The sequence below is a fragment of the Empedobacter sp. UBA7611 genome (assembly GCF_002484365.1).
In the GTDB taxonomy this organism is placed as follows: Bacteria; Bacteroidota; Bacteroidia; order Flavobacteriales; family Weeksellaceae; genus Empedobacter; species Empedobacter falsenii_B.
This window is the reverse complement of record NZ_DLJR01000051.1, coordinates 17,317-28,916: the sequence shown is the minus strand read 5'-3', so window position 1 is coordinate 28,916 and position 11,600 is coordinate 17,317. Positions and strand designations below refer to the sequence as shown.

General features: G+C 31.6%; 9 protein-coding genes. All 9 read right to left on the bottom strand.

What is annotated here, in order from left to right; genetic code table 11:
• Positions 1–161: 161 nt before the first annotated feature.
• The 9 genes from B3R94_RS08965 to B3R94_RS08925 all read right to left on the bottom strand — a co-directional run bounded on the left by B3R94_RS08965 (position 162) and on the right by B3R94_RS08925 (position 11,547).
• Positions 162–1,475, bottom strand: coding sequence for an Ig-like domain-containing protein (locus B3R94_RS08965; protein WP_291100206.1), 1,314 nt, complete (start codon positions 1,473–1,475; stop codon positions 162–164).
• A gap of 107 nt (positions 1,476–1,582) precedes the next feature.
• The gene (gene ribB / locus B3R94_RS08960) at positions 1,583–2,707 is read right to left on the bottom strand and encodes a 3,4-dihydroxy-2-butanone-4-phosphate synthase (protein ID WP_180905198.1); all 1,125 of its coding nucleotides are present in this window, start codon (positions 2,705–2,707) and stop codon (positions 1,583–1,585) included.
• Positions 2,708–2,716: 9 nt separating this feature from the next.
• Entirely contained in the window at positions 2,717–4,177 is a 1,461-nt protein-coding gene (locus B3R94_RS08955) for an LptF/LptG family permease (RefSeq protein ID WP_291047232.1), read from the bottom strand.
• A gap of 3 nt (positions 4,178–4,180) precedes the next feature.
• A complete protein-coding gene (locus B3R94_RS08950; RefSeq protein ID WP_280035471.1) occupies positions 4,181–4,810 on the bottom strand; it encodes a LolA family protein in 630 nt (209 codons plus the stop codon).
• A 32-nt stretch (positions 4,811–4,842) separates the two neighbouring features.
• Positions 4,843–7,407 (bottom strand): FtsK/SpoIIIE family DNA translocase, encoded by a 2,565-nt coding sequence (locus tag B3R94_RS08945; RefSeq protein WP_291100203.1) that lies wholly within the window; start codon positions 7,405–7,407, stop codon positions 4,843–4,845.
• Between the two features lie 216 nt (positions 7,408–7,623).
• Complete coding sequence (locus B3R94_RS08940) at positions 7,624–8,088, bottom strand: hypothetical protein (protein WP_291100200.1); 465 nt, start codon at positions 8,086–8,088, stop codon at positions 7,624–7,626.
• A gap of 66 nt (positions 8,089–8,154) precedes the next feature.
• Positions 8,155–9,399 carry an amidohydrolase gene (locus tag B3R94_RS08935; RefSeq protein WP_291100197.1) on the bottom strand — a complete coding sequence of 415 codons (1,245 nt, stop codon included), beginning with the start codon at positions 9,397–9,399 and terminating at the stop codon, positions 8,155–8,157.
• 104 nt (positions 9,400–9,503) lie between these two features.
• Complete coding sequence (locus tag B3R94_RS08930) at positions 9,504–10,175, bottom strand: ankyrin repeat domain-containing protein (protein ID WP_291100194.1); 672 nt, start codon at positions 10,173–10,175, stop codon at positions 9,504–9,506.
• Between the two features lie 43 nt (positions 10,176–10,218).
• Complete coding sequence (locus tag B3R94_RS08925) at positions 10,219–11,547, bottom strand: amidohydrolase (protein ID WP_291100191.1); 1,329 nt, start codon at positions 11,545–11,547, stop codon at positions 10,219–10,221.
• Positions 11,548–11,600: the final 53 nt, after the last annotated feature.

Here is an 11,600-nt window from a genome sequence, read left to right as displayed (position 1 = left end):
GTAATTTTGTTCAGTGTTTTATTAATGAACTGGAATCTTTATAAAAACACAAAATTAGTTCAGAAAATTCTGCATTTTGTTTCTCGTAAACATTATGCGCATTAAATATTATGATGATTATTAATAAGAAAGCTTCTCGATTTCGAGAAGCTTTTTTTGTATTATTGAGTTTTAAAATTAATAATTAATTCATTGTTGTCTAATTTTAATGGGTAGCCATCTTCTGATTTGAAACCATTTGAAATTACAAATTCATATTCTTTAGTTGGAGTTAATTCCATAGTTATTACGAATGTAGTATTATTGTTATAGAAATTAGCTTTTGTAATCTTAGGACTATACTCTTTTCCTTTTTTTGAGAATTGTATTGAATATTCTTTTGGATTCATTGGTTTAGAAAATGTAATTCTAAATTCTTTGATAGATGAATCTACATTTGTTGAACCATTTCCGAAAGGTTCAATTTTTACGATATAAGGTTGTTTTTTTTCGTATTCTTTTAATAATCGATTTTTATCAAAACCTTCTTCATAAAAACCAGATTTTCGAAGAAAATTTTCAACTGCTTTTTCATCTTGATAATTCAGTTCTATAATATCTTTTATCGCTTGTTTTTTATTTTTAGCTTGATTATAATATGATTTACATATTTCATATCCAATAAAATATCCCAAATCAGCAGCTTTACCCTTTTGTCCTCCATTGTATAACCACTTTGAAAAATCATCTACAAACATCTCTTCTTTAAATTGTTTTTTCAATTCATCGAAATGTTGTTTTCCATAAAAAATATATTGTTTTTCGATTGGTTCTCCTAATACAAGTTCTGTAATAAAATCGCACGAACCTTCTTTTAATGTATGATGTAATAATGAGTTGTTTTCATTTGGTTTTTGTTGCGTGTGTACATATTCATGAATATTTAGTGAAATAATATTATCAAGTGATTGCTTCGCAAAAACATTTTTTAGCCAATTATTTTCAAATTCTGAAACATCTGTTTTTGGAGTTCCTGTTGCAATTTCAGCACCAACTAAAACCATATTTTCATATAAAGTTCCACCCGAGCGTAAACCTCCAATTGTAAAATACATTTCACCTTCTTTTAGTTCTGGATATAGTTTTTTGAGTTTTTTTACAGTTTTAGTTAACTCTTTTGTTTTATTCTTTATGGTAAGTGTATTTGGTCTTACTGAATTCCAAAATTTAGGATAACTATCAATAAGTTTAACGTAAATAGTGTCACTATAATCTCTTACTTTCATAAAAGTTTTTAAACCTTTTGTTCCTTTGTCGATGTATAAAGTGTTGATAAACTTTATTTTTTGAGAATAATCATTTGTTGATTGAATACTATCATAAGCGACCCAAAAATTATCAATATCTGATATGTAGATATTTTTTGAATTCGTTTTTTGCCCAAATCCAATACTTGAAATGATAAAGAGTACAAGAACTAACGTTTTATTTCGCATATAGTGTTTATTATAAGACTACAATATAACGAAAAGGTTACAGAACGATACAAAAAAAAAGCAGCTCTTTTCAGAACTGCTTTCGTTAGTATAAAGTTTAATTTATTTTATAACTGAGTGCATTTTACAATTTCCAAACCATATTGTGTAGTATGCGGTTCTTCTAAAGTACGTGTAATCAAATTCATTTTTTGGATGCCTAAATCTTTGATGATTTGAGAACCAATTCCGTGATCTTTTTCATCGGCTGGTAAAACACCAGATTTTGATTTTCCTTCAGAAAAACTTTTGAAAATCTCTAATTTTTGTTCAATCAACTCAGAACTTTGAATGTTATTAATAAAAATTACAACACCTCTTTCTTCTTCATTAATGATGTTCATTGTTTTTTCTAACAATGGTGTTTCGCCGTTTTGTAAAGCGCTAAACAAATCATAATAGCTATTTGTTGATTTTACACGAACTGGAACTACATCATCTTTTGTCCATTTTCCTTTTTTTAAAGCGAAGTGAACTTGATTATTTGTTGTTTGTTGATAAGCGATTAATTCGTATTCTCCGAATCTTGTTTTTGCTGGAAATTGCTCGATACGTTTTACTAATGATTCGTTTTCTAATCGGTAAGCAATCAAATCCTCAATCGAAACAATTTTAAGATCAAATTTCTTCGCAATCTCTAACAATTCTGGCAAACGAGCCATTTCTCCATCTTCTTTTAAAATTTCGACAATACATCCAGCAGGATAATGTCCCGCCATGCGTGCCAAATCAACAGCAGCTTCTGTATGTCCCATGCGAACTAAAACTCCACCATCTTTTGCAATTAATGGGAAAATATGTCCTGGTTTTCCTAAATCATCTGGATTTGTATTTTCGTCAATTAAAGCTTGAATAGTTTTAGAACGATCCGAAGCCGAAATTCCTGTCGTACATCCGTGACCTTGTAAATCCACAGAAACAGTAAAATTAGTTTCGTAAATAGCCGTATTGTGTCCAACCATAAGGTCCAAACCTAATGCTTTACATCTTTGTTGTGTAAGTGGCGTACAAACCAATCCGCGTCCGTGCGTAACCATAAAGTTGATGACTTCTGGTGTTGCAAATTCGGCGATACATAGGAAATCTCCTTCATTTTCACGATCTTCATCGTCAACTACAATGATAACTTTTCCTTGTTTTAAATCTTCTAAAGCTTCTTCAATTGTGTTTAATTGAGATGATCTATTTTCCATTGTTTTATGTTATTGATAACGAGAATGCTCCTCGTTTTTGTTTGTTTTCTTAAACTTATTAAAGTATTTTACAATTGGATCAACGTAAATACTGATGTCAAATAATCCAGAATCTTGATTGGCTTTGTAACTAAACAAAATAGAGAAAGGAAGCGCAATAATATTAGCTGCCCAAGCGGCAAAAGTTGGATCTAATTTTCCGTTTTTCGCCATATTTTCTGCCGAGAAATTAAGAATGAAATAAATAACGAAAATGATAATTGAGATGACAACTGGCATTCCAATTCCTCCTTTTTTTACGATTGCACCTAATGATGATCCAATCAAAAAGAAAATAATACATGTTACTGCATACGAGAAATTTCGTTGGTAATGAATATTTACTTTTGAATATAACTTTTCTCTGTTTACAATTTCTTGTTCAGAAAACGTCATATTTTCTTGATCACGATTTACCATTTGTATAGCTTGATTAAGCACTTGATCTTGTTCTTGACGATTTCGCTCTTTCAAGTCAAAAATCATATTTGTTTTTACCGTATCAATATCTTTTATTTTGATTGAATAGAAATAGTTTTGATTAAACATATTCGTTTTCAAATCTTTGTAATACTTCTTATAATCTGTATTTAATGAATCGATAAGATGTCTTAAACCTTTTCCGTCCAAATATTTATAAGAGTTTCCTGGGTCTTCGTCTTTACCAGAATTTAAAATATCCGAAATGTCAATATAATAGTTTAATGTATCAAATTTAGTATATTGATTTTCTTGACGTTTGCGTTGATCAAAGTTTTTATTTTTGATGTTGTCGGTATAAGCAATTCCATCAAAAAGTTCCATTTTTAGATAATGATTATCGTTTTTGTCTGGCGCAAGATTTCCTCTTTTAGAAATAATTGTCATCGTATTTTCACCAAACGGTGCATTTTGATGAACAAAAACATCTTCTAATTTTTCTGAATTTTCACCCGAAACTTTATTTATTTTCATCTGAAATCCTGGAACGGTTTCGATAAAAACGCCTTCTTTCATACTTACCGTTGGTTTGGTTTGTAAGATATTGAAGTACATTGTTCGCGCTTTTTGTTGGGAATAAGGCATTACTTTGTCTCCGAAAAAATACAATCCGACAGACATTAAAGCAACTAACGTAAACAATGGTGCAAGGATTCTGGTAAGTGAAATTCCAGACGCTTTCATTGCAGCTAATTCGTATCGTTCTCCAAAACCTCCCATGGTCATAATAGACCCCAAAAGAATTGTAAGCGGTAATACAAGCTGAATAACGTTAATTCCTAACCAAAAAAGTAATTCGGTAATAGTGTACCATTCTAAACCTTTTCCAACAAATTTTTCCATTTGTTGCCATGCAAATTGCACGATAAAGATGAAAAATAGAACACTAAATATGAAAAAAAATGGACCTAAAAAGGTCTTGATTATATACCAGTCAAGTTTTTTTAACATTGATTATAATTGAGTAATCATATAGCCTTGCGACTTATATTTCTTTTGGTCAAAGTTAAAGTAACTTTTGTGAATAAGTAAATTTTGAACGTAATCTTTTACAACGATTGATGTTGTATCGCCATTTTTACCATATTCTTTGTAATCGTAGATTTCATTATTCGCTGTATTCACTCCTAAAACCGAATAGTTGATTGTAGAAGTTTTAGTTGGCGTTAATTTTATATACTGAATTGTTTTTCCTCCAACCGTTTTTTTATCTGTTAAGGCGTAGCTGAAATCAGTACGATACGTGTTCAAAACTTTAGTTGGTGTTAAGAAATCATCTGTGTTAGATGCATCAGAAATAGTGACTTCTTTATCATCTTTTGCAATTGTATATAATTTAGTTCCTGTGAAAATTTGGTTGATATCGCCTACATTCAAGTTAAATTTTTGTTTCATTGCAAAAACTTCTCCCGAACGACTTGTTGATTTTCCATTTGCGTTATGGCTAAAATCAAATTTGATGTAATACGAGTTTGCGTTGGTATATTTAGCGTAAACTTTGTCTAATATTTGTTTTGCTGATTGAGCGTTTAATGTTCCAACCCCTACTAATAAGAGTATGAAAGAATAGATTATCTTTTTCATACAATTTAATTTCTATCTGTTTTTAATAAATTTTAGTTCAAATTATTCAACAACTGTTCCAAACTCATGTCATCTTGTATCAACACTTGTCTTGCTTTACTTCCTTCGAAAGGACCAACAATTCCGGCAGCTTCCAATTGATCAATCAATCGTCCAGCTCGGTTGTATCCTAATTTTAATTTTCGTTGTAATAAAGACGCGGAACCTTGTTGATTCATTACAATTAATCTTGCAGCATCCTCAAAAAGTACATCACGATCAGATAAATCAATATCTAAATTAGAACCACCTTCTTCACCAACATATTCTGGTAAATGCATTGCATCTGGATAACCACGTTGTTCACCAATAAATTCGGTGATTTTATCGACTTCTGGTGTATCAACAAACGCACATTGTAAGCGAATTAATTCGTTTCCAGTAGTGTACAACATATCACCTTTACCAATTAATTGATCAGCTCCTTGCGAATCTAAAATTGTTCTCGAATCGATTTTAGACGTTACACGGAAAGCGACACGACCTGGGAAATTGGCTTTGATTGTTCCTGTAATCACATTTACAGACGGACGTTGAGTTGCAACAATCAAGTGAATACCAACGGCACGAGCTAATTGAGCCAAACGAGCAATCGGTAATTCAACTTCTTTACCAGCTGTCATAATCAAATCTGCAAATTCATCCACGATTAATACAATATATGGTAAGAATCTGTGACCTGCTTCTGGATTTAATTTACGTTGTTTGAACTTCGCGTTATATTCTTTGATATTTCGAACGAAAGCATTTTTCAATAATTCGTAACGATCATCCATTTCAATACAAAGTGAATTTAATGTGTTAATTACTTTTGTATTATCTGTGATAATTGCTTCTTCCGAATCTGGTAATTTTGCTAAATAGTGACGCTCTATTTTAGAATATAAAGTAAGCTCAACTTTCTTAGGATCGACCATCACAAACTTTAATTCAGATGGATGTTTTTTATAGATTAACGAAGCAATAATTGCATTCAAACCAACCGATTTACCTTGTCCCGTTGCACCAGCCATCAACAAGTGAGGCATTTTTGCTAAATCGGCAACAAAGGTTTCGTTCGTAATTGTTTTCCCGAAAGCAATTGGCAATTCCATATCAGCATTTTGGAACTTTTGCGAAGCAATAACCGAATGCATAGAAACCATTGAAGGATTAGAATTTGGAACCTCGATACCAATTGTTCCTTTTCCAGGAATCGGCGCAATAATACGAATACCAAGCGCTGACAAACTTAAGGCAATATCATCCTCAAGATTTTTGATTTTAGAAATACGAACTCCAGCTTTTGGTACAATTTCGTATAATGTAACTGTAGGACCGATTGTTGCAGAAATTTCATCGATTCCGATTCCATAGTTTCCTAAGGTTTCGACAATTCTATTTTTGTTCGTTTCTAATTCTTTTTGATCAATTAAGGTATTTCCGTTGTCATATTTTTTTAACAATGAAATAGGAGGAAATTGATAATTTGGTAAATCTAAACGTTGATTGTATTCACCTTGCTCTTGTACCAATCGAGCAGAAGTCGCTTCAAATTCTTCTTCTTCATCAACGTGTTGAACTTTTAATTCTAATCCATTTTCAGAAGAGTTTTGAGTTGGTTGAATTTCTGTTTCTAAATTTTCTTCATCATTAATTGATAAAAAATCTACTTGATTATTTTCTTCCTCATCATCTGCCAAATCTTCAACCACTAATTCTGTAATATTAAGTGGAGTTTCTTCGATTGTTTCTTCCTCTTTTGGTTGATTAATTTTAAATTCTTGATGAAATGCTTCGTTTGGATTTACCTTATGAGATTGAATTGCTTCTTTCTCTTGTTGTTCTATTAATTCTAATTCTTGCGATAAACTATCTTCTTGTTGCTTTTCAGCATCTTGATTGAATTTATTTATCTTTTCTTGTTCTTCTTTTTCCTTACGTTTTCTTAATTCAAGCTGTTCTCTCTTGATTTTTTCTTGCTCTTTTTCTATGCGCTCAATTTCTTTTTGTTTCGCACGTTCTTCCATTTTTTCTTGGATAGATTGATACGTCATTCGGAAATGAATGACACAATAAATCAATAAACTAACGAAAAGCAATAAAATTACACCCCATTTACCAATAAAGCTATTTAGGAAATCATTAATTTCAAATCCCATTACGCCAGAAAACATGTGTTGAGTTGGTAAAATACAACCAAAAAATATTGGCAACCAAATCATGAAGAAAATGCTTTGATAAAGCGTTGTGAAAGGCTTAATTTTTTTCCAATTTGTAGCCACTTTAACTCCTAAGAGAATAAAGAAGACTGGGACAAAAAATGAAACAATTCCGATTCCTTGCAAAATGAATGTTTCACCTAATAATGCGCCAAACTTCCCGAAAATATTTTCAGCGGTTTGACTTTTATCTAATAAATCAGAGATTTGGCTCTGATCCATAAAACCATTAAAAAAATAAGAGATAAACGAAGCTAATAGTAATAAACCGATTACTAAAAACAGTATACCTATAATTGTTTTGACGATTTGTTTTTTAGGAGTTTTTGGGACTTCCTGCGTGTTTTTTATAGCCATTTTAAGGTTGAGTATAATTGAGGCAAAAATAATAAATCTTTGACAGACGAATCTAACGAAAAGTATTTAAATTTACTAAAATCGCAATCAATTTTAACTCAATTTGCTATCTATTATTGATTATTATTAGAAATGATTTATAAAAAATAAAAAACTGAGTTAGATATTGTATCTAACTCAGTTTTGAATATTTGATTATTTAGTCAGTTTTTTTGCTTAATCATTTTTGAAATGATCCATTTGACGTTTAGCTTCTGCACGAATTAGATTTAATTCTATTTCAGATTCTTTCTTGATTTTTTCAAGACTTTCTTCCATCGATTGTTTCAAGGCATCAATATCTTTTTTGAGTTCTAATGATTTTCTCTTGTTAAAACGTTCTAGATAATAACCTGCAGCAGCGATGACAACCGAAACAATAATTCCCATCACAACCAATAAATAATTCAAAGTTCGATGAAATTCCTCCATTCCTTCTTTATGAAAATTGATAATATCAGCGACATTTTGTTTGCTTAATTCTAAATTATCTTCTTTCAAATCAAGTTCTCTTAGCTTAGAATCAATTTTATTTTCATACAATTCTATCTTAGCATCTATAACCTCACTTTTCGAAATAGTTTGTTGTCCGTAATTATTTATTGATAGTAGTAAAATAAAAACTATAAAAGTAGACTTCATCTTAATCGTGTTTAAAAATTAATCAATGTACTAATATAGTAAAATATAATGATGGTTTCTATTTGATTAATTTTTCCAAACTAAATTTCCATTGTGAGCTAAAGCTAAAACAGGCGACATTCTCGCAACTGCTTCGGCAGAACAACTAGCGTCAATCAAAACGATATCTGCATTATCACCAGTTTTTGGCCATTGTTGATTTCCTTTCTTGTCTAATGGCGTAATGTTTTTTGTTGCAAAACCTAAATTTCTCGATAAATCATATTCAGTTTCTAAACCATACAATTCTGAAATCAAATTTGCTTTTTGCAACATATTTCCAGTTCCAAACGTGCTCCAATAATCTTGCACATTATCATTTCCAATTAAAACTTCAACATCATTTTTTACCAAAGTAGGAATTGGCATGGCGACTTTATTGCGGAAAGGTACAGAAGAAACAATTCCAACTTTTGCTTCGGCTAATTTTTCTGAGATTGCTTGTTCTTCACTTTTCGATAAATGTGCTAAAGCAAAAGCATGACTTACATATGTTTTTCCTTTTAATTGCGGATTTTTTATCGTTAATTCAGCTAAATATTCAATTGTACGCATTCCTTCTTTTCCTGTGTCGTGTAAATGAATATCGATTCCTTTATTATTATCCAAAGCCAATTGAACCGTAAAATCGATTGCTTTTTCGATGTTTTTATCAATACTGAAAGGATCTAAACCTCCAACAAAAGCAACACTTTTTAATTGCGCAGCTTCTTTCATCAACGAAGCAGAATCGGTATAGTACAAACCGTGTTGAGGAAAAGCAACCAATTCGGCACTGAATGTTTCCTTCTTATTTTCTAAGGCTTTTTCTAAATTTTCTAAAGACTTCAACCCAGATGTTGTATCAACATTGAAATGTGTGCGTGCGAAAGTAGTTCCGTAATGTTGCAATAAATTGATTAATTGCTCGCCACGCTCTACCGAAGTTTTTAACAATTCTGGGATAATTTCTTGCTCATATGCAATCATATCCGCAACAGTTCGGCGTTTTGGCGAAAGCGCCTGCCAAGGTAAACCGTACAAAGTTTTGTCTAAATGCACGTGCATATCCTTGAAAGCTGGTAACATTAACAATCCTTTTGCGTCAATTGCATCTGTTAATTGCGGATTATTTGCACTTACTTTTGCAATTTTATTATCTTTTATTTCGACAGAAAATAAATCGGTTTTTGTTCCGATAATACCAGATTCATCTTCAATAAAACCTGTTTCTAATCGTACATTTTTTAAGGTATAATTTCCTTTTGTGATTGCTGTATAATTTGTTTGCATGATAATTTAATTAATAAAGGTTTTTGTCATTCCGAGGAAGGAGGAATCTCAAAAGATGTTTCACTTCACTTCGTATCGTTCAAACATGACATTTTTATTCAGTTCTATGATTTAATAATGGCTACAATTTCTTTATAACCTCTTTGTTGTGCATGTTGCAAAGGTGTTACTCCATCGTGATCTGGAATATCCATTTTTGCACCTGCATCTTTTAATATCTGAACAATTTGTTGATATTTTTTGCTTCCGTCACCCAAAACAATGGCTTCCATTAGTCCTGTCCAACCCAAACGATTCACATGATCTACAGGATAATTTTTGGTATTGGCTAATAATCGTACCGTTTCTACATGTCCGCGCTCACAAGCAGGTATCAATGCAGAACCATTGTAGCGATTAAATATATCAAAACGAGCACCATGATCTAAAAATAATTGAACCAATTCTGTTTGTCCGCTTGCGCCTGCATACAAAAAAGCACTGTCTTGATTATCGGCTTGCTGATTCACATCAGCACCATTTTTTACCAATAATTTTGCGATTTCGATATTCGAATTATTAGTTGCAATTAATAATAATGAACGTTTACTATTATCAGTCGAATTAACATCTGCGCCATTTTCTAACGCTTTTGTAACTGCTTGAATATCGTTGTTTTTGACTGCTTTTATAATATCTTTTTCATTCATAATTTCTGTATTAGAATCTTCTGTTGGAGTTGAATGACATGCTGTAACCGTTGTCATCATAAACATTAAAATTAAAACTGATTTCATAATGATTTATAGTTTGAATGAGTTGAAATGACGAAGTTTTGAATTAATAGACAATATTTCCTTTTACAATTAAGGAACGAACAGGTGATATTCTCGAAACCGCTTCTGCAGAACAACTTGCATCAATCAAGATAATATTTGCATCATCGCCTTCTTTTGGCCATTGTTGTACACCTTTATCATTCAATGGAATTGGTCCTGCGGTTGCTAATTTCAACATTCTTGATAAACCAAATTCAGAACTTTGTCCGTATAACTGTGCTGCAAGATTTGCTTTCTGTAAAACACTTCCTGTTCCAAACGTATTCCAATAATCCACAATGCTGTCGTTTCCTGTCATTACGGTTACACCATGTTTTAATAAAGTTGGAATTGGCATAACTAAGCTTCCGAAAGGAATCGTAGAAACAATTCCGATTTGCGCTGCACCCAATTGTTCGGCAATGGCTTCTTGTTTTGATTTATCTAAAGTTGCTAATGCAAAAGAATGACTGACGAATGTTTTTCCTTTTAATTGTGGATTTTCGTTTACTTTTTTGATTAAATAGTCAATGGTATCATGACCAGATTTTCCTGATTCGTGCAAATGAATATCAATTCCTTTGTTATGATCTAACGCTAATTGAATTGTTGCATCCATTGTTTTCTCGATTGCGCCATCAACATTTGTAGGATCTAAACCTCCAATAAAATCGATGTTCATTTTAGCAGCTTCTTTCATATACGGCATCGAATCGGTGTAGAATAAACCATGTTGAGGAAAAGCAACCAATTCAGCTCCAAATGAATCTTTTTTATTCGCCAAAGCAATTTCTAAATTCTTCAATGAATCTAATTTAGAAGTTGGTTCAATGTTCACATGACTACGCGCGAAACCAGTTCCGTACGATTGTAATAATTCAATCAATTTTTCGGCTTTGTATGTCGATTTTTTCAACATTTCTGGCAAAACTTTTTGCTCTAATTCAATCATACCTTTGATTCCTCCAGAACGACGAACTGCGCGCCATCTATCGGCGTACAAGGTTTTGTCTAAGTGAATGTGCATATCTTTGAAAGACGGTAACATCAACAAACCTTTCGCATCGATTGCTTTTGCATTCGGTTGATTTGGACTAATTTTTTTGATTTTTCCATTCGAAATTTCAATAGTAAAAAGATCTGTTTTTGTGCCAATGATTTCATCATGTTCATATTCAAAACCTGTTTCTAAACGAACGTTTTTCAAAGTGAAATTTCCTGATTTTGTCACATTCGTTTTATCTATTTCAAAATCTGGTGCTGCTTGTAAAAATCCTGGTAAGAAAGAAAATCCTGCTAATCCTAAAGCTGAATTTTTAAGAAAATCTTTACGAGATATGTTATTATTCATTGTGTTTAAATTTATTGTAGCTAAATTACAATGAATCAAAACAAATGGTTAGT